Below are 18,621 nucleotides of genomic sequence, written 5' to 3'. Positions count from 1 at the left end.
TTTTATATACGATTTTGCATTCAAAATGATATCCATCGCCTGTTTATGACCGCAAATGAAATAAGTTGAGATTTATTTTACAAATCAGGAAAACTAAATGATAATCGCTTCGTCTATCTTCACCCAGCCGACCTTGCCCTTTGAAAACACTATTTTCACATACCCATCTCTTTGTTCTTCAACACTGACCTTGGTACCGGCATGGAGGCTGAACAATCGCGTAGCCGTATCTGTCATGCCTGACCTTACCGCCACCTCTTCCTGGACAATGACCGCGCTCAGCCTTGCAGACCGCTTATAATAATTCACGCAGGTGATGGCGGTCACCAGAATCAGCAGGGAACATAGAAAAATACCGGTTCCGGAAAAAACAGATCGTTTTTTCACCAGTCGGAAAGCCGCCCATGCGAAGAAAACAAAAGAAAAGAAAATAGCCGTGACCTGAATTGTTTTTACGGAAATCAGCTTATCCCAGAAAAAGAGAACCTCCATGATCGTCACAGCGTCATCCTTTTTATCTTTCACACGGGTGTTGGCATACTCAAGGTTGAACCTCAAGTCCGGATCATGGGGCGCTAAAACCTTTGCCCGTTCATACCATAAAATGGCGCGACCAATATCATTGGCTTTCAGATACGCATTGGCAATATTATAAAAAAGGTAGGGATTCCTGATGTTATTGTTTGCAATGGTTTCAAACTGCCGGGCCGCTTCATGGAAATGGCCGGCCTTATAATTCTTAACTCCCTCTAGGAATGTGGCAGTGGAATCGGCCACTGCCTTTTGCGGGGCAAAAGAAAAGAGTCCCAGGCAGACCAGGGTAAGGCAAAACAATTTCATGATCTGTTTTGTTTTCAACAACAATGTTGCGGCTTTATTTTCATCCATTTGTTTTCCCCCAAACCTTACAGATTCAATGGTGTCCAGCAGATCCGTGATCTGGACTATTCCATCGGTTTCCATATTGGCATCGGTTAGGATGGTCCGGGCTTCCTGTATTGTTACGGTTTCGCCTCTTTTCTTCCCTTTGGCCAGAATAAACGCCACCAGCCCGGAATAGAGATGTCCCAGGAAACGGTGATCCTCCGTCTGTATTTTCCCGGCCTGTTTTAAGTGATGCCTGGCCTTTTCTTCCATTATTTTTTCAACGGAGACATCTCTTTTCGTGACATGGGTAAACAGCTTGACCCCTGAAAACAAAACAGCCGGGATGGACAACAACAGGACAAAAAGAAATGGGTCTATTTCCCTGTAATCCTTCAATGCTGCCAGGCCTTCTTTTACTTCCAGGATATCCTTATTGACAAGGGACACCTCTTGCTTCACAACTGATTTATCGGTTGTTGGGTTCACTGGCGTGACCGCCAGGTGAACCGCTTCAGATGGCGCGACATCCAATTGGATCGCATCTGTTGCGATGGTCTGATAGGCCTTTTGGTCCACATCAAAATACGTCAGCAACACCGGTTTGATCTCATATTGACCCGGATGAACCGGAACAATGGCTCGCTTGAATATCTTAACGCCTTCATAACCGGTTTCGGTCAAGTGAATGGTTTCAACCGGATTATCGTCATAGACTTTAAAGGCATCCGTATCCAGATCAATTTCAGGAAGGCTTGCGTCCATGATATTTCCTGACCCTGAAATCTTGATGGTAAAGGTAACGGATTCACCTGCCTTAAGACTTGTTTTGTCTGCGTTTCCGTTGATCTCAAAACGACCCACAAGTCCTGAAAACTTCTCTTTCCCGTTATAAGGGGGCATGGGAGAGACAACCATATTAACCGGGTTTGAAACAACGCGCATGGGTTTGTAACTATTTGACGAAAAAAAGGAATCATTAAAAAACGAATCAAACCCGGAAGTCCGCTTTGATTTTACGATCACATTGGCAATCAGCACCGCGGGATCGATGGTGAATGATCCCGGACGTGTGGGAATGATAATATAATTGACCTGGGTCACGTGGTAAAGGATACCATTGATGTTCCGGGTATAGCTTTTTTCCTTTTCAAAGGATCTTGCCGAAAACCCTTTAAATTCAGGGGCAGTTTCAAACCCTAACCCGGACAATTGTTTTGACGTAAAAAATGTCAGGGAATAAACCGTTTGCTGGCCCACAAAAAGAGCGGGCTCTACCACATCGGATTTGGCAAACAGGGCCCTGACGTCATCGGGTGCTGTCGCCTGATCTGACACATGGATCGTAATCTCCCGGGTAAAAGCGGTTTGACCGTTCATGATGGCCTTTATGGGCGGAATTTTCAAGCCGCCGTTTCTCAAAGGAATCAACGCATATTGATAAGTTGATTTTCTTTCTGATTTGCCATTAATATAGTTATAACTTGAAGCTGTCCCCCGGGATACCACCTTGAAATCCGTTATCATGGAAAGATCCAGGTCGGCTTTTCCCCCGTTGACCTCGACTTTTAAAAACACCGAGTCTTCCCGGGAAATGCGGGTTTTATCCACATGGGCAGTGACATCGAAACAAAAACCAATTACCGGCAGGGTAAACAGTGACACCAGTGAGATGAAAAAAATTCTTTTTAAGTTCATATCCTTACCAGTCTTTTTCAATATATTGTTTCTGTAACCCAGGCATCATCGCTCGACCCGGCTGGTCTTCAAGCCGGTTGAGCTTGTTCTCTATGGTTTGGTTTGCCTGTTCCTGTGGTGTCTCTTCAAGGGACGTACTGTCTTTTTCTCTGGCCGGCTGGGCTGTCTGCTCCTGGGATTGAGGGGGAGATTTTTCCGGGTTATCCCTGGGTTGATTTTCAGGGGCCTGTTTACCCTGCTGTTGATCCTGGTCTTCCGATTTTTTTTCCTGCTGCTCCTGATGTTTATCCTGATCCTGCCCGTCTTTCTTTTTCTGGTCGTCTTTTTTCTGGTCGTCTTTCTTTTCTTTATCGTCTTTTGCTTTATCCGGGTCAGACGTCTGCTGTTCCTGCTCCTGTTTTTTTTGTCTGGCCAGTTCCAGATTTTCTTTTGCCTGGATGTCCCCGGGGAACTCTTTTAAAACTTTTTCATATCCCTTGATGGCCTCATCCAGTTCTCCCAAACGATAATGCGTGTTGGCAAGGTTATACAGGGCATCCTGCCGCAATTGAATATCGTCCGAGGTGGCGGCCTGCATGAAATTTTTTTTGGCCTGTTCATAATCCTGGCTCATATAGGCGGCCGCACCAATATTATAATAAAGCGCTGCCTTTTCAGGGTCCGCAAGCTGGGCATCAATAAAATGCTTTTGGGCCTGTTCATAATTTTGCTCGTCAAAGGCCTTTATGCCCTGTTTAACGCTGGAAGAAACCGTTTGGGCATACACTGGAAAATTCTGGGCCCCAAAAAAACTCATGCCAAAAACAAAGACAAAGACAGACAACCGGGAGTATTTCTTTTTTGAAGAAAAGATGAATTCTATGAGCAATAATACCAGGCAGGGAAAAAGAAACCATTGATACCGGTTCTCCCATACTTTTTTCTTGCCCGAGGTCAAGGTTTTTCGTTCCATGGTCCCCAGGATTTTATCCGTATAAATCACATCAAGGTCCATATCCCCTGCCACAGACCTGACATAGGCTCCGCCGGTGATGGTGGCCAGTTTTTTCAGGCCCGCTTCATCCACCCTGGATAAAATAATATTACCCGAGACATCCTTTTTAAACCCGCCATTTTCATCGGGTATGGGGGCTCCCTGGAGATCTCCCACGCCAATACAGAAAATTTTAATCCCCAGCTTAACCATGTCTTTGGCTGTTTCTTCCACATCCCCGGCCGTGCTTTCCCCGTCCGTAATAATAATGATGGCTTTCTGGGTATCAGACATCTTTTCAAATCCGTCATAACTTGTCTTGATGGCTGCATCAAGGTTGGTTCCCCCCACCGGCAAAAACCCGGGCTCCAGCACCTTTAAAAAAATATTAAAGGCTTCATGGTCAAGGGTTAACGGGCACTGGAGAAGGGCTCTTCCGGAGAAGGCCACCAGACCGGCCCTGTCGGATTTCATCATCCGCAACAGATCAATAATCTCACGTTTGGCCCGCTCAAGGCGATTGGGTTTGATGTCCTGGGCCAGCATACTTTTGGAGCAGTCCAGGGCGATCATGATATCCACCCCTTTCTGGGTTGTTTTTTCCCATCGATATCCCCATTGCGGCCCTGCCAGGGCCACCATGGCAAACCCGGAGGCCAGGATAATCAACCCTGTCTTTATCCATCGCCGCCGGGGATCAAATCCGGGAATAATCAAAGAAAACATGCTGTCCCCGGCAAATCCGGACACGATTTTTTTTCGTTTCAACATGCCGTATATCATGATGCCGAGCACGGGGATTAATGTCCACAATAAATTCAACAGATAGGGATGGGCAAATTTCATTCAGGGTATCCTTAAAAATCTTGTATTAGACAACACAATGTAAAGAAGGAAAAAAAGCAACCCGGTCACCAGCAATCCGGCATACAATTCCTTATATTCCACCCATTTTTCAACATCCACCTTTGTTCGTTCAAGGTTGTTGATCATCTCATAAATCTGCTCAAGGGATTTGATATCCTGGGCCTCAAAAAAACTGCCCGATGTCTGATGGGCAATGGTTTTTAACGCATCCAGATCCACATCCACCTGCTGATACACATACCGTTTGCCGAACAATCCATCCACAAGAAACGGGGCTTCCCCTTTTGTGCCGACCCCGATGGTATAGATTTTCACTCGCCTCTGGACGGCAATCCGGGTTGCATCCTCCCAGGAAAGCTCTCCCGAGTTGCTTTTTCCATCGGTTAACAGAATAATAATATTGGATTTGCTCTTAATATCTTCCAGCCGTTTCAGGGAGATGCCTATGGCATCCCCAATGGCTGTTTTAGGACCGGCCGCACCGATCATCAGCCGGTCAAGAATAAAGGCAATGGTATTATAATCCCGGGTCAGGGGCAACTGGGTAAAGGCATTGGATCCAAACACCACCATGCCGATGCGGTCTCCTTCCCGCTTCATGATAAACTCCCGCACAACGGTTTTCACCGCTTCAAGCCGTGTCACAATCTGCTTATCTTTTTTAAAATCAAGGGCCCGCATGGATTCTGACAGATCCAGGGCCAGAATTATATTCACCCCTTCAGTGGTCACGTTTATTTTTTTATCCCCCCACTGGGGCCTGGCAAGGGCAAGGATCAGCAGAATCAACGCGGCTGTCTTCAACAACGGGACAACCCTTGACAGCTTGACCATAAAGGACGGGGATACAAGATCCACCCCCTCCAGGGAAGAGACCTTGATCGGGTGACCCGTTTTCTTCCTGAATTTCAAAAAAAGGACCAGCGCGACCGCTAACAATAAGCATAAAAAAAGCGGCGAGGCAAACCTGAACATTATGCATCCCCCTCTTTTGATTCAGCTTTTTTTGTCAGGTCTTTTTCGATTTGATGGATGATGGTTTCGATCAACAACAGATCTTTTTTCACCTGGTCTTTTTCCGGCATAATCCCGGCATATTTAAAGGGATCAGACCGTTTATGAAACACGGCCATATCTTGCTTTATCTCTCGACCCAGATCAAGGGTGTTGACACATCGAACAAACTCCTGGGATGTCATTTCAATGGCATTGACACCAAAGGAGCCGCCCATATAGTGTCGCAGGACAGCCGTCAAATCAAAATAGAACAGTCTGGGATCCGTAAGCTCTCTTTGAAACAGAAGTTTCAGTTGTTTTAAAGCCGCTGCATAGGGTGCCAGGGGGGCAGGAAGATATTTCAACCCCTTTGGCTGATGTTTCTTTTTCAAGTATTTTTTGACCAGGAAAAACACCAGGCTTAAAAAAAGGATCCCCCCCATTACCATCAGGACAATCTTGAAAATCATCGGATCCAAACCGACGGGTACCGGGGGTCTTATGTCATGGATATCCTGCATTTACCGGAATCGCCTTTCCCTTAATCTAAAGTATTGTGACAAAGTATCTGAAACGGAAGCGGATGTTTCAAGTTCAATCACATCACTTCTGGCCTGGGAAAAAAGGCCCAGGGTTTTCTGGTGTTCTGCCTGTTTTATGGCGGTAAATTTTTTCCGTGTTTTTTGATTGAACGCATCAAACACCAGTTCTCTATTGGTTTCAAAATCAGACAAGGTAACAATGCCGGACAAAGGCAGTTCAAATGCGCCTTTATCATAGATCTTCACCCCGATGATCTCATGCTTTTGCCGAACGGTTCTCAGACTTTTCAAATACCCGTCGTCCAGAAAGTCCGACAAAACAAACACAAAAGATCGTTTCTTGGATATTTTTGCCAGAAAATCCAGGGCTGCCGCGATATGGGTTCCTTTTCCCTGGGGAGAAAAGGTAAAGATCTCCTTGATCACCCGCCAGATATGACTGGAACCTTTTTTAGGGGGAATATATTTTTCAACCCGGTCCGTAAAAAAGATCACGCCGACCTTGTCATTGTTTTTAATGGCATTAAAAGCAAGGACCGATGCGACCTCCGCGGCCCTTTCGAGTTTGGGTCCTGAAAACGTCCCAAACTTCAAAGAGGCACTCATGTCAATGAGCAACATGACAATGCTTTCCCGTTCTTCCTTGTAAAGCTTGACAAAGGGCTTGCCAAGCCTTGCCGAAACTTTCCAGTCCAATGTTTTGACATCATCCCCCGGACAATACTCCCTGACTTCTTCAAATTCAATACCCGAACCCCTGAACACGGATTTATACTGCCCGGCCATGATACTGTTAACCGTACGGCTGGATTTAATGTGAATTCGCTTTATCTTTTTAATAATATGTGCAGGAATCATCGGATGCAGCTCCTTTTAGGGCACCTCAACCGAATCAAAAAGGGCCTGGATGATTTGGTCACAAGAAATATCTTCGGCTTCGGCTTCAAAGGTTAAAAGGATTCTGTGTCTCAGTACATCCGGACCCACAAGTTTGATATCCTGGGGCGTCACATAGGCTCTGCCCGATAAAAAGGCATTCACCCGGGCGGCCTTGGCAAGAAAGATACTGGCCCGGGGAGATGCCCCGAACTCGATATACTCGGCCATGTTCATCCCGTATTTTTCCGGTTGCCGTGTGGCAAACACCAGATCGACGATATATTCTTTGAGTTTTTCATCCACATAGATCTGTTCCATCAATTCGCCCATGGCAGCCAGCTGATCGCAACTGATCACCGGGGTGATGGCCTCGGGCGTTTGAAAACTGTTCTTTTTGAGAATCTCCAATTCCTGGGCCCTGTCCGGGTAGTCAACACAGACCTTGAGCATGAACCGGTCCACCTGGGCTTCCGGCAGCGGATATGTCCCTTCCTGTTCAATGGGATTCTGGGTGGCCAGCACCAGGAAAGGAGACGGCAAAGGATACGTCTGGTCGCCAATGGTCACCTGTTTTTCCTCCATGGCCTCCAACAGTGCGGACTGAACCTTGGACGGCGCCCGGTTAATCTCATCGGCCAGGATAATATGGTTAAACAAAGGCCCTTTTCTCGTGATAAAATCAGCTGTTTTGGGACGATAAATCTCCGTTCCGGTCAAATCTGCCGGCAGCAGATCCGGTGTAAATTGGATCCGTTTGAACTGTGCCTGTACAACAGATGCCAGGGCCTTTACCGCCCGTGTTTTAGCCAGTCCGGGGACGCCTTCGATCAGCACATGACCTCCGGTCAAGAGCCCTGTCAACAGACTGTCCACCAGTTTTTCCTGGCCGACAAGTTCCTTTGAGATCTCTTTGCGGATACTGCTGATTAGCAGATGACTTTTTTCTATTGATTCTTTGATCTGTTCCATAATCCTTTATGCCCGTATCATTTAAATTTATCCATCCCAAACCATACCAATGCCTGTTTTCAGCAGGCCAATTTTTTACTATTATAATGTTGGTTAAAAAAGTGTCAAGGATTGAAATAACTGCAGAATATGTATAAATTACCTATTTGTTTATCAGCTGCTGAGAGTAAAGTGATGACGTGATTTTGATTATTTTAATAATGTGATCTTTAATGGCTTTTTTATTCTTTAACGGATAATTTCGAAATGTCATTAAAATACCCGCAAGGGATGCAATAAACGAGTGGGCATATAATCTTGCATTCTCCTTTTTTACACCGTGTCTGACCAGGAGCTGTTCAAACAGATCAAAAAAGATCTTGGTAACCGAATCAAACTTACCCATAACAGGATTTGCCAGATCATTTTTCAACATCAGATATGTCATCATCTGAAAGGTTGACTCATTTTCAATCAAATGGTCAACAAAGGTGATGCCGAACTCTTCAATACTTGCCGGCTTGTCTTTTATCATCATTGATTTAAATGCTGTGCTGGCAGAAGCAATTTCCTGGAGAAACGCCTCATGAAACAATTCTTCCTGGCTGGGGAAATACCGATAGATGGTGGCAGGTGAAATCCCTGCTTCATCTGCCACTTCCCGCATGCCCACTTCATAAAACGGTTTTTTTGCAAAAAGAGCCAATGCAGATTCAACCACAATCTGTTTTCTTGCTTCCTTTTCTTTTTCTTTCAGCTCTGCAAATCTTGACTCTGCCAAAACGATCCAACCCTTTCCTGCGCACTGTGTCTTTTGTTCATTCAATAATCTTTTTGACTTAGCACTTGTTTCATCATCTGACAAGGCAAAAGACGATTCTTCTATCCGGCATGAATGCAGATATTGACGATTCTCCGGATAATTGATATGAATGATGTTTGATTTAACCATTTTTAAAAAAAACACCTTATGAAAAACACCGTTAACAGAGATGTATTTGATTTTGAAATTGGGTACTTGACCAAAAGCCCGTGCACCACTTGTGAAAACAATACAGCCCTGCCAAAATGTCATGCAGACTGCCCTATCCTGGAAGAAATCCAGACACTGCTTGCAAGGGGAATCTCCTCCCAGTCTTCCACCTATGAAAGCTAACCGCAGTTGACTGCGCTTGCCCTTCCTGAAGGCTCTAATTCTCTTGTAAAAAAGCATCTGTCCCGAAAAATTCTCACCAGGCTTGAACATCGGAAAACCGATTCCGGTTTTACCCTGGCAAAAGCGATCCGCTCAGGGATAAAAAATCCAGACAGTTCCATTGGTATTTATGCCGGGGATGCCCAATCTTATCATACCCTGTCTCCCCTTTTGGATCCCATCATTTCTGAATACCATGGATTTTCAAAAACCTGCCCACACACATCAGATATCACCCCAATTGCCCTTCCCCTGATTGATCCGGAAGGGTCCTATATCCGGTCAACCCGGATAAGGGTTGCCAGGAATCTTAAGGGATTCAGCTTTCCTTGTCACATGACCTTGTCCCAACGAAAAGAACTTGAACAAAATATCCTGGTGGCTTTAAGGGGTCTGAAAGATGATCTTAAGGGAAAATATGTCTCTTTTGAACAGATGGATGATACAGCGTTTCAACGACTCAAAAAAGAGGGATTAACGTTTGAAAAAGGGGACCGGTTCCAGGAAGCTGCCGGCATGAATGCGGATTTCCCCAAATGCAGGGGCGTATTTCATTCTGATAACAACCAGCTGTTGGCCTGGGTCAATGAAGAAGATCACTTGAGAATTATCAGCCTGGAAAAAACATCGGACATTTCAACTGTCTACAATCGACTTTGCCGTGCCCTCCCCGCATTAAACAGCCGCCTTGATTTTGCATGGGATAAAACCTATGGATACCTGACATCCTGCCCCACAAACATCGGTACTGCCATGAGGGCCGGGGTCCATATCCGACTTGAACGACTGGCATCAAAAAAAAATCTGCTCCAGGTGCTGGCCAGGCGCTGGAATCTCCAAATCCGGGGAACCCGGGGAGAGAAAACAAGGGTTGAAAATGCCATATTTGATATCAGCAACCGGCAAAGACTCGGGATTTCAGAGTTCGGGATCATCCAGAATCTTTATAAGGGACTTTTGGCCATCATAGCCGCTGAAAAAAATCTTTAGCCTGTTGCATGCCTTTTCGATGGCATAAAAAATGCATAGAATCTCATTAAAAGATAATGAACAATTGGATTTCAGGCCATCACCCATTTTTCCCGAAGACTTGCAGGAACACCATGGAAATGGTGGATGAAATCAATGTTCCAACGGCGGAGATGGGAACGTTGGGGTATATCCAATCAGGGATTACAGCGATCCCAAAGGAGACATAATATGGATAATAAAAAAGTTGACATGGCAACCCTTGCCGGCGGTTGTTTCTGGTGCATAGAGGCAGCCTTGGAAAGGCTTAATGGTGTTTTAGACGTCATTTCCGGATATACCGGGGGACAGGTGGATCACCCCACCTATGGACAGGTCACATCAGGGAGAACAGGGCATTATGAGGCTGTCCAGGTAACCTTTGATCCAAAGATCATCTCTTACCCGGAACTGCTTAAATTTTTTTTCCAACAGATCGATCCCACCGATGCTGAAGGATCATTTGTTGACAGGGGAAGCCAGTACCGGTCTGCTGTTTTTTATCATACAGACACCCAAAAAAAAGCTGCCCAAAAAATCATAGACCAGATAAATCATTCAAAGATTTTTAGCACCGCTGTGGTAACGAAACTCCTTGAATTTAAAACCTTCCATGAGGCAGAATTGTATCATCAGGATTACCATAAAAAAAATACCCTGCAATACAACTTGTATCGGGCCGGCACCGGGCGGGATACGTTTATTGAAAAAAACTGGAAGGCCAAAGGCCCGATATTTGATTCAGATCTGCCGCCGGAGGAAATACCCGAAGAAAAGCTAACACCGCTGCAGTATCAAGTCACCCGGAAAAACGGGACAGAACCACCGTTTGACAATGCCTACTGGGATAATAAACAAGACGGGATATACGTGGATATCCTGTCCAACGACCCCTTGTTTTCGTCCCGGGACAAATTTGACTCAGGCACCGGATGGCCAAGCTTTACAAAGCCCATACGCAAGGACGCTATTCGGGAAATAGAAGACAATCGTCTGTTTATGAAACGGATTGAAGTTCGAAGTAAAGAATCGGATGCTCACCTGGGTCATGTATTTAACGATGGACCTGGCCCCACAGGGTTACGATATTGTATCAACTCGGCATCATTAAGATTCATTCCAAAAGAAACCCTTGAAAAAGAAGGGATGAAAAATCTGTTGGGGTTATTTGAATGATAATTTTTGCAATCTTTTGATTATCCAGGCCGGGTATGGTATGAATGCCACGCCCCGGATTCATAAGAAAAGGGGGTTCATCAAAAGATAAACAATCAATTTTTGAAATCGGGTTGGATATCAACAGATAACGGCGGTATAAAGGGAGGGGGCTGAATTCAAAGCCCATATATAGCGTGACTGAAGAAAATTACAATTATGATGTCAGGTGTCATACCTGCTTTAAAAAATTTATTGTTCAACTTTTTGAAAGCCATGAAAAGAATCTATTTCTCGTGGATAAAAAAGACTGGTATTGTGATTCATGTAAACGAGCATATTTCAAACAACAGACAGAAAAACTGACAAAATCCCATGCTGAAATCGGTTTTACAGCCCTGGAAGGCACGCCGAAAAGAATTTCCTGGGCAGAAAAAATCAGAGCAGAACTGATTCACAAAGTGGACTTCCTCAAAGACAGCCTTAGATTTAGCGAGGAAAAGGAAAAGGAAACATCAGACCTGGCATTTAGCCTGTTTTTACTCGAGTGGCAGAAACAAACAGACGCCAAATGGTGGATAGACAACCGGAAAACAACTGTCAGGGATATCTCGGACAGAATCAAAGAAATAACCGAGACGATCCAATAAAGGGGTGACGCTTTCGACATTAATACTACCCTGATATCACATCAAAAGCAAACGGGTAAACAGCCTGTCAACAGACACTTCCCAAAAGGTTTTCCTGAATTGGCAGGCGGGTGGAATCCTTAAAACCGCGGCTGTTTTTTCATTTATGCCATCATTTTTTATGTACAACCCGATTTTCAAAGCGTAATCTAGTAAAACATGACAGAATATACAATTGCTTGAAAGGATAGAAAATGACACCACTCAACCGCCGCCGTTTTTTAAAAACCATCACCTTAACCCCCATCTCCTTGTCTCTATTTCCCGGCAGTGTGAATGCAATGGATTGCAAAATTGAGCACCCATTCATGCCGCCACAAAAACAATACCATGGACAATGTCCGGTTTGCGGTATGGTCCGGCCCATGTGGGCACGAACCTGGATTAGGTTTGACCCCTGCCAGGGGGTCGGGCAGGTCTGCTCCTTCCATTGTCTGGCCGACTGGATTATGAAAACAGGTCAATCCCCGACAAATATTCTGCTCACTGTCTATCATTCGCCGGAACGGATGATACCGGCTGACAAGGCCGTCATCGTTTTAGGGTCAGCTGCTGCCGGGACCATGAGTCCAATTTCCAAAATTGTATTTGATGAGCGGGTTAAGGCGATTGAATTTGCTGAGCACTGCGGTGGTGACCTCATTGATTTTCCCAAAGCCCTGGAGACAGCCAAACTGAGCCTGGTAAAAGAGAACAAGATGATAACGTCCCGCCGGCTTAAAAAGGGAAAAATCGTTGAACCGGCAAAAACAGACGAATGCCCGGTCTGCAATATGTTTCCGGCCCGCTATCCCTATGGTAAGTGTCAGATACAAACCCAAAAAGGGAAAGCAATTCACTTCTGCTCAACCCAGTGTTTGTTTGCGTTTATGGGAAAGCAGTCCCTATATATTGATACGCCGGTGATCCCCTTTTTAATCTGGGTCGTGGATCAAAATTCCGGTATGTGGATCAGTGGACCTGCCGCGTTTTATGTTATTGGCTCTTCAAAGGTATTCGGTCCCATGGGCTATGAAGCGTTTCCATTCAATTCAATGAAGGACGCTGTTCAATTTGCTGCTGAAAACGGTGGCAATGCGGTGGATTACAAGGCTGTCGCCATCGAAAAAATTGTACCGAAGTGGCGATATCAGGGCAAACCGTCAGAACCCCCTAGGGACTAAAATACAGCTGCAATCCCTTCTACAAGAAGGGATGCGGCCATGCCAATCATGAGCATTCCAGAAAAAAGTTCAAAGTGCTGCTGATATCTGCGGGCGATAACGGAGGCCCCTGTCCCCAGCAACAGCAACCCCGGCAAGGTCCCCAGGCCAAATGCAACCAGAAACAAGCCGCCCTCCAATGGGCGACTGGCGGCCATGGCCCTTGAAAAGGCGGCAAAAGACAGACCACAGGGGATAAACCCCATAAACATACCGGTGATGACCATCAAGCCTCGATCCGATTTTTTAAAGGCGGATCGGACAATAAAGCGATAGCCGGGAATTATCCCAGGGTTAGATATGATGAGGAATTCCGGCTGTCGGATGATCCCCAGCTGGCCAAAACCAAACACGAGCAGAAAAATTCCCGCCAGCAAAGAGAACAGCAATTGTATGCGGGCCAGGGTTACCAGATAGTTGAGCCCGGTTACGGATGCGACTTTTGCCAGGACCAGCCCCAGACTCCCCATCAGGATACCGATACCCGTGTAGGTCAGTATTCGACCGGCATGATAACACAGGTGGGCATCGATTCTTCCGGATTTACCGGGAAACGCCAGCACAAGGGGACCACACATACCGATGCAGTGGCCCGTACCTGAAAATCCCAACAAGAATAAGGTCAATAGGGAGGATGCTTCCATCATCAGCGGGTTCCATGAATCAATCTTCAATAAATTGCGTTGACTATTACTTGTGGGTATACTACAGACTGTTTGATATTACGTCAAGTCGGGCTTCCGGGGTCTATTGCGTTTGACCGATTCAAGATGACCGGAAGTCGAATAAAAAAGGAGGGGATATGTCAGCGATATCCAGAAGAAACGCCCTCAATATGATTGCATACTCATTTGCGGTTCTTTTGCTGCCAACGGGATTGACCTGTGCATCAGACGGCAGCCGTCCGCAAAGCGGCATTCTTCCTCTGGATGAACACAAACAAATGCAGGTCAGCCCCGGGGACCGTTGTCCGGTTTGCGGAATGACCGTTATCCGGTATCCAAAATTTAACTGCGCCATTCAGTTGAAAAATACCGTCACCTATTATTTTTGCAGTACCGGTTGTATGATTCGGTCATGGATGCATCCTGAAATCTATCTGGGCACTGCAGCGGACAGGCTTCACCTGCCCGTGGTTAAAGAATACTTTTCCGGCCGGCAAGTCGACGCCCGTGACATCATTTTTGTGTATGGTTCGGACGTTATTGGCCCCATGGGACCCGCGCTTGTACCGGTTAATGATGAGAATTACCTGACAGTGTTTAAAAAACGGCACGGCGGAAAAACCCAATTTTTGCTCAAGAACCTGACCGATGTCAAATGGTATGAAATGACCGGCAGAAAAATGGTGAAGTAAGTGTTATTGATACGTCACAATCCCTTTAAATCATAAGCAAATGATGCAGGTAACTTATGACCGATTAGACAAGGCCGGATATGGCCTTTGGGCAATAACCCTGGTAACTGTTCTGGCATGTGTTGTTATCACACTGCTCAGCCTGGATACGTGTCGTGATGCTCGGCAGATAACACAAAGAGCCATCCAAACCCTGGCGCTCACCACACCGACAATTATTCCTTCCGGACGTGCGTTACGCAATGCCGATACTGTCAAACCGGCCATTGACCTGCGTCACAGTCCGCACCTGCCATTGATCCACTTCTCCCCGGAAGACCTGGTGATCAGCAGCCTTAAACCTGAAACAGGAGACATCCGATCAAACGATTAATGTTTAATACCCTTCAGATATGGGCTTTCAGGGATATTTTGCGGCGGCCTTTTGAATCGCTTCTCCTTGCAGTCACCTTAACCTTCGCCATTGCCACCGTCGGGACCCTGCTGCTGTTTCCAAGGGCGGTGTATGACACGCTCACTGTCGTCTTAAAAGCAACACCTTCCATTATCCTGCGACAGGTTGATCCCACAGGCTGGCGTCCGTTACCTATCCGGGAATCCGTCCAGGCCGCAACCAGCGTTATCGGGGTTGTTTCTGTCAGACCCAGAATCTGGGGAATGGTCAATGGCCCGGACGGGCCATTGACCGTCATGGGGGTACAGCAGGAGGGGCTGCCTGAAATTCTTGCTGACCCGCTGACCCGGCTGCCGGCCAAGGGACAGGCCATCGTTGGATGGGGCATAGCCTCCCATGACCCCGCCGGCACCCTGCCATTGGAAGGCGCGATTCGCCAAACCTATCAGGTCATCCACCGTCTGCCGGAACAAACAAGTATGTTCACCCACGACCTGGTCCTGTTGAACCCCCTGGATGCCCAACAGCTGATTGGCCTTCCCCAGGGGTATGCCAGTGATCTGGCCATAGACGTTTTTCACGAAGATGAACAGGACGCGATTTTATCAGATTTGACAGCGGCCTTTCCCTGGCCGGTACGGTGTGTCACCCGACGGCAAAGTGCCGGAATTTATGCCGGCGGTTTTAATCGCGGCAGAGCCCTGGGTGCCATAACCATGATCCCTGCGGTGCTGGCAATGTGCCTGCTGGTTGCGGTGAACACCCGGAAATCAATGGGACGGCAATCAGACCTGGGTATTATGAAAGCAATGGGCTGGACAACCGGTGATATTATCCGGCTCCACCTGTATCGAGACCTGTTCGTTTGTCTGCCATCGGTCGCCCTGGGCTCCTGCCTGTGCTTTTTTCTGGTTTATGGGCCGGGTGCCGATGGGTTAGCCGGTTTTTTTCTTGGCTGGGACACCCTTCCACCCCGGCTCTACCTGGAAACGAAAGGTGCCGTCACTGTCCTGTTGGAAGTAGCGGGTGTTATGGTGGCACCGGTAATGGCATCCGCACTTTTACCGGCATTAAAGGCGGCAACAGCCGATGTTCATGAGTTGATCGAAGGAGCTGGCCGTCGATGAATTCCAAAATCACCTGTCGAAATCTAAGCGTTGCCTTTTCCGGGGAAAACAGCAGAACCCGCAGTGTTCTGGATAACATCAATGTCACCTTTCCCGCCGGAAAAATGAACATTATCACCGGCCCCATCGGTGCCGGCAAGAGTACCTTGCTCCATACAATGGCAGGACTTACCCGGCCAACATCAGGGGAGGTGGTCGTAAACGATCAAGCGGTTTCCCGGTGGTCCGGTGCACACAGAGACCAATGGCGGCGACAGGCAGGCATCATCTTTCAACATTGTCATCTCCTGCATGAGTTAACGGTGCTCGAGAATATCATGCTGCCGTTGATCCCGTTAGGTCATACCGTGTCCCACTGCCGCAGTCAAAGTATAGCGGCACTGAAACAAGTGGCCCTTTTCCACCATGCCGGCCGTTTAGCCAACTCACTTTCAGGCGGAGAACGGCAGAAAACGGCCATTGCCCGGGCCCTTGTTACTCAACCGCACTTTATTTTCGCGGATGAACCCACCGCCCACATGGATGCTGAAAATAGCCGGCAAATGATGGAACTGCTGTATCACTGCACCGGCAGGAATGCGGTTGTGATCGTTGCCACCCACGAATCAATCCTGAACAGGCTGCCGGGTCCCGCCCTGTGTTATCGACTGGAAAACGGTGCCCTGAATCATTTAACCGACTGAGGCGATCATGTTTTGGCATCCCCTATTGCTGGCCATCATTTCAGCACAGATTGTGGCCCTGCTCCTATTGCTTGCGGGTTCCCTGACATCATTAAATACAGCACTTCACTGGCAGCCGCTTTCAGCGGACAGCCGGCAGCTGTCATTGGAAGCACGGGCGGAAGGGGTCTCTATCCAGGGAAGAGCCGCGTTCTGGCTATCTGTATTTTCAGCCGTTCTCCTTGTATTCGGTATTACCAATATCTTTGCCGAAGACATTCCCGGAGCCATGTGCGGTACCGGCGTCTGCCAGGCAATGTCCCCAAGAGGCAGTACCCAATTGCTGTTATATACCGGGCTGCTGTTATTGCTGATGCAGCTGTGGCATGAAATGGACAAACTAAATCGAATGCTTGTTGAAATGCCGTTGACAGACATAACCGCCCGCCTGTTCCTGGTCATTCCAGCGGTGGCAGTATTAACATTAAAGCAAACCTATGCATCATTTGCCGGTATCCGTCCCCACCAGCCCGTGGATTGCTGCGCTGTTGTCTACGATCAATTCACAACCCTGAAACACGCAAAAAGCATTCTCGGGCTGGGAGATGCTTTTTGGATCAGTGCCTTCATTGTTTTAAGCCTGGCCCTTTTCAGCCTGTCGGTTGCCCTGCGCACGTCAATGGTTGACCGCCCCGGGATAAGGGGGTTACATGCCATCATCAGCTGCCTGTGGCTACCGGTGGCATCACTGACACTGGTAAATATTTTTTCAGCCTATCACTATGAAGTGCTTCACCATCACTGCCCCTGGTGTTTATTTCTTCCTGAACATCGCCTGGTGGGGTATCCACTTTATGGCGCCTTGTACGTGATCGGAATGGAAGGATTTACACTCTTCATGCTGCCCCGGTTAGCCAACCAGGACATCACCGTTTATAAAAAAGCCCTGGATCGCTGCCGCCGGGCCGCTAACCGAATCACATTTGCACAGCTTCTTTTTTTGATCATCGCCATCCTGCCGGCCATTGTCTGGCGACTGCACTATGGTGTCTGGATGTCAGGATAGCCGAACGGTTTAACTCTGCTTTGCCAATTCCGAAAGGTGTGCTATTTAAAATAATATTTTCATTTTCTATCGCAGGTGCTATAAAAACAGGGCATTTCACATGACTAACAAATGGAATCGGGTAAAAAAATGATCTTTAACACGAATAAATGGTATAATAAAGCAAAACGACTCGAACAGCTTGAAACGCATACACGCCAGACCCGGACCGCAACATTCGGGTTTACCGCCTATGCTGAATCCGACAAAATTCACCGGGTCAATCGACACTTCAATACCATTGCCACTCGATATGACTTAATGAACACTATCCTGAGTGGTGGAATCCATTACGCATGGAAACGAAGAGCGGTTGAAACGCTGATGATTAAACCGGGCAAAAAGATTCTCGACGTATGCGGAGGGACCGGAGACATTGCCTGTTTATCGGCATCCAGGGTCGGGGAAAAAGGGGTCTCCATCGTGTACGATATCAACCGTAAAATGATGGAACAAGGCAAAAAAAAAGCCATGAAAGGGGTCACTTTTGTCCAAGGGGATGCGGAAAGCATATCGTTTCCGGACAACACCTTCGACGCTGTTTCCATTGGATTCGGCATTCGAAACGTCACCCATCTTGAAACCGGTTTCAAGGAAATCTTCCGGGTATTAAAAAAAGGCGGTACCATGTGCTGCCTGGAATTTTCAAAACCGGACAACCCCTTGTTCAGATCTCTTTACGATTGGTATTCGTTCAGGATAATGCCGGTACTGGGGGGCCTCATCACCGGCTCAAAAGAAGCCTATACAGCATTTCCGGAAACTATCAGGGCATTTCCGCTACCCGAAGAGTTATGCCTGATCTTAAAAAAGATCGGTTTTAAGGAGATCAACATCAAAAAATTAACCAATGGCATCGCAGTGATTCATTCTGCAAAAAAATAAGTAAAACCATTTGACAATTAAAACCCGTTTCTATAAATTTGAAATATCTATTTTGACCGATATTTTATGCGGTTT

The 18,621-nt window shown here is 46.9% G+C and carries 19 protein-coding genes; 11 read left to right on the top strand and 8 right to left on the bottom strand.

Features of this window, described 5'->3' with window-relative positions:
* Positions 1-93: 93 nt before the first annotated feature.
* From Q1Q15_RS03920 to Q1Q15_RS03890, 7 genes are all read right to left on the bottom strand, one after another.
* Positions 94-2,562 (bottom strand): BatD family protein, encoded by a 2,469-nt coding sequence (locus Q1Q15_RS03920; protein ID WP_300456895.1) that lies wholly within the window; start codon positions 2,560-2,562, stop codon positions 94-96.
* A gap of 4 nt (positions 2,563-2,566) precedes the next feature.
* Positions 2,567-4,381 carry a VWA domain-containing protein gene (locus Q1Q15_RS03915; protein ID WP_300456893.1) on the bottom strand — a complete coding sequence of 605 codons (1,815 nt, stop codon included), beginning with the start codon at positions 4,379-4,381 and terminating at the stop codon, positions 2,567-2,569.
* Entirely contained in the window at positions 4,382-5,377 is a 996-nt protein-coding gene (locus tag Q1Q15_RS03910; protein WP_300456891.1) for a VWA domain-containing protein, read from the bottom strand.
* Complete coding sequence (locus tag Q1Q15_RS03905; protein ID WP_300456889.1) at positions 5,377-5,919, bottom strand: hypothetical protein; 543 nt, start codon at positions 5,917-5,919, stop codon at positions 5,377-5,379. The genes Q1Q15_RS03910 and Q1Q15_RS03905 overlap by 1 nt, the downstream gene beginning before the upstream one ends.
* Positions 5,920-6,798, bottom strand: coding sequence for a DUF58 domain-containing protein (locus Q1Q15_RS03900; RefSeq protein ID WP_300456887.1), 879 nt, complete (start codon positions 6,796-6,798; stop codon positions 5,920-5,922).
* Positions 6,799-6,813: 15 nt separating this feature from the next.
* Entirely contained in the window at positions 6,814-7,788 is a 975-nt protein-coding gene (locus Q1Q15_RS03895) for a MoxR family ATPase (RefSeq protein WP_300456885.1), read from the bottom strand.
* 142 nt (positions 7,789-7,930) lie between these two features.
* Positions 7,931-8,719: a TetR/AcrR family transcriptional regulator gene (locus Q1Q15_RS03890; protein ID WP_300456883.1), complete on the bottom strand. Its 789-nt coding sequence runs from the start codon at positions 8,717-8,719 to the stop codon at positions 7,931-7,933.
* 18 nt (positions 8,720-8,737) lie between these two features.
* Between Q1Q15_RS03890 and Q1Q15_RS03885 the strand changes: the two genes are divergently transcribed.
* From Q1Q15_RS03885 to Q1Q15_RS03865, 5 genes are all read left to right on the top strand, one after another.
* Positions 8,738-8,923: a hypothetical protein gene (locus Q1Q15_RS03885; protein WP_300456881.1), complete on the top strand. Its 186-nt coding sequence runs from the start codon at positions 8,738-8,740 to the stop codon at positions 8,921-8,923.
* Between the two features lie 6 nt (positions 8,924-8,929).
* Complete coding sequence (locus Q1Q15_RS03880; RefSeq protein WP_300456879.1) at positions 8,930-9,952, top strand: phosphagen kinase; 1,023 nt, start codon at positions 8,930-8,932, stop codon at positions 9,950-9,952.
* A gap of 210 nt (positions 9,953-10,162) precedes the next feature.
* Entirely contained in the window at positions 10,163-11,146 is a 984-nt protein-coding gene (gene msrB / locus Q1Q15_RS03875) for a peptide-methionine (R)-S-oxide reductase MsrB (protein ID WP_300456878.1), read from the top strand.
* Between the two features lie 176 nt (positions 11,147-11,322).
* Positions 11,323-11,775, top strand: a complete 453-nt coding sequence (locus Q1Q15_RS03870; RefSeq protein WP_300456876.1) for a hypothetical protein — start codon at positions 11,323-11,325, stop codon at positions 11,773-11,775.
* Between the two features lie 233 nt (positions 11,776-12,008).
* Complete coding sequence (locus tag Q1Q15_RS03865) at positions 12,009-12,977, top strand: nitrous oxide reductase accessory protein NosL (protein WP_300456874.1); 969 nt, start codon at positions 12,009-12,011, stop codon at positions 12,975-12,977.
* Here Q1Q15_RS03865 and Q1Q15_RS03860 read toward each other — a convergent pair.
* Positions 12,974-13,663 (bottom strand): sulfite exporter TauE/SafE family protein, encoded by a 690-nt coding sequence (locus Q1Q15_RS03860; protein WP_300456872.1) that lies wholly within the window; start codon positions 13,661-13,663, stop codon positions 12,974-12,976. The two genes, Q1Q15_RS03865 and Q1Q15_RS03860, sit on opposite strands and share 4 nt — an antisense overlap.
* Positions 13,664-13,818: 155 nt before the next feature.
* Between Q1Q15_RS03860 and Q1Q15_RS03855 the strand changes: the two genes are divergently transcribed.
* The 6 genes from Q1Q15_RS03855 (at position 13,819) to ubiE (ending at position 18,546) form a co-directional block, all read left to right on the top strand.
* A complete protein-coding gene (locus tag Q1Q15_RS03855; RefSeq protein WP_300456870.1) occupies positions 13,819-14,373 on the top strand; it encodes a nitrous oxide reductase accessory protein NosL in 555 nt (184 codons plus the stop codon).
* 40 nt (positions 14,374-14,413) lie between these two features.
* Positions 14,414-14,746: a hypothetical protein gene (locus tag Q1Q15_RS03850; protein WP_300456868.1), complete on the top strand. Its 333-nt coding sequence runs from the start codon at positions 14,414-14,416 to the stop codon at positions 14,744-14,746.
* A complete protein-coding gene (locus Q1Q15_RS03845) occupies positions 14,746-15,894 on the top strand; it encodes an FtsX-like permease family protein (protein ID WP_300456866.1) in 1,149 nt (382 codons plus the stop codon). Before Q1Q15_RS03850 ends, Q1Q15_RS03845 begins: the two co-directional genes overlap by 1 nt.
* Entirely contained in the window at positions 15,891-16,577 is a 687-nt protein-coding gene (locus tag Q1Q15_RS03840; RefSeq protein WP_300456864.1) for an ATP-binding cassette domain-containing protein, read from the top strand. Before Q1Q15_RS03845 ends, Q1Q15_RS03840 begins: the two co-directional genes overlap by 4 nt.
* Positions 16,578-16,584: 7 nt before the next feature.
* Positions 16,585-17,622, top strand: coding sequence for a hypothetical protein (locus Q1Q15_RS03835; RefSeq protein WP_300456862.1), 1,038 nt, complete (start codon positions 16,585-16,587; stop codon positions 17,620-17,622).
* Between the two features lie 129 nt (positions 17,623-17,751).
* Positions 17,752-18,546: a bifunctional demethylmenaquinone methyltransferase/2-methoxy-6-polyprenyl-1,4-benzoquinol methylase UbiE gene (gene ubiE, locus Q1Q15_RS03830; protein WP_300456860.1), complete on the top strand. Its 795-nt coding sequence runs from the start codon at positions 17,752-17,754 to the stop codon at positions 18,544-18,546.
* Positions 18,547-18,621: the final 75 nt, after the last annotated feature.

Origin of the sequence: Desulfobacula sp., from assembly GCF_030145145.1 — a bacterium.
Lineage (GTDB): Bacteria > Desulfobacterota > Desulfobacteria > Desulfobacterales > Desulfobacteraceae > Desulfobacula.
The sequence above is the reverse complement of the archived record's forward strand: the minus strand, read 5'-3'. Positions and strand labels throughout refer to the sequence as shown.

Excerpts from the sequence above, each read along its gene's own strand:
- Q1Q15_RS03920 (WP_300456895.1), bottom strand. The coding sequence starts at position 2,562 with ATGAACTTAAAAAGAATTTTTTTCATCTCACTGGTGTCACTGTTTACC.
- Q1Q15_RS03915 (WP_300456893.1), bottom strand. The coding sequence starts at position 4,381 with ATGAAATTTGCCCATCCCTATCTGTTGAATTTATTGTGGACATTAATC.
- Q1Q15_RS03910 (WP_300456891.1), bottom strand. The coding sequence starts at position 5,377 with ATGTTCAGGTTTGCCTCGCCGCTTTTTTTATGCTTATTGTTAGCGGTC.
- Q1Q15_RS03905 (WP_300456889.1), bottom strand. The coding sequence starts at position 5,919 with ATGCAGGATATCCATGACATAAGACCCCCGGTACCCGTCGGTTTGGAT.
- Q1Q15_RS03900 (WP_300456887.1), bottom strand. The coding sequence starts at position 6,798 with ATGATTCCTGCACATATTATTAAAAAGATAAAGCGAATTCACATTAAA.
- Q1Q15_RS03895 (WP_300456885.1), bottom strand. The coding sequence starts at position 7,788 with ATGGAACAGATCAAAGAATCAATAGAAAAAAGTCATCTGCTAATCAGC.
- Q1Q15_RS03890 (WP_300456883.1), bottom strand. The coding sequence starts at position 8,719 with ATGGTTAAATCAAACATCATTCATATCAATTATCCGGAGAATCGTCAA.
- Q1Q15_RS03885 (WP_300456881.1), top strand. The coding sequence starts at position 8,738 with ATGAAAAACACCGTTAACAGAGATGTATTTGATTTTGAAATTGGGTAC.
- msrB (WP_300456878.1), top strand. The coding sequence starts at position 10,163 with ATGGATAATAAAAAAGTTGACATGGCAACCCTTGCCGGCGGTTGTTTC.
- Q1Q15_RS03865 (WP_300456874.1), top strand. The coding sequence starts at position 12,009 with ATGACACCACTCAACCGCCGCCGTTTTTTAAAAACCATCACCTTAACC.
- Q1Q15_RS03860 (WP_300456872.1), bottom strand. The coding sequence starts at position 13,663 with ATGATGGAAGCATCCTCCCTATTGACCTTATTCTTGTTGGGATTTTCA.
- Q1Q15_RS03855 (WP_300456870.1), top strand. The coding sequence starts at position 13,819 with ATGTCAGCGATATCCAGAAGAAACGCCCTCAATATGATTGCATACTCA.
- Q1Q15_RS03850 (WP_300456868.1), top strand. The coding sequence starts at position 14,414 with ATGATGCAGGTAACTTATGACCGATTAGACAAGGCCGGATATGGCCTT.
- Q1Q15_RS03845 (WP_300456866.1), top strand. The coding sequence starts at position 14,746 with ATGTTTAATACCCTTCAGATATGGGCTTTCAGGGATATTTTGCGGCGG.
- Q1Q15_RS03840 (WP_300456864.1), top strand. The coding sequence starts at position 15,891 with ATGAATTCCAAAATCACCTGTCGAAATCTAAGCGTTGCCTTTTCCGGG.
- Q1Q15_RS03835 (WP_300456862.1), top strand. The coding sequence starts at position 16,585 with ATGTTTTGGCATCCCCTATTGCTGGCCATCATTTCAGCACAGATTGTG.
- ubiE (WP_300456860.1), top strand. The coding sequence starts at position 17,752 with ATGATCTTTAACACGAATAAATGGTATAATAAAGCAAAACGACTCGAA.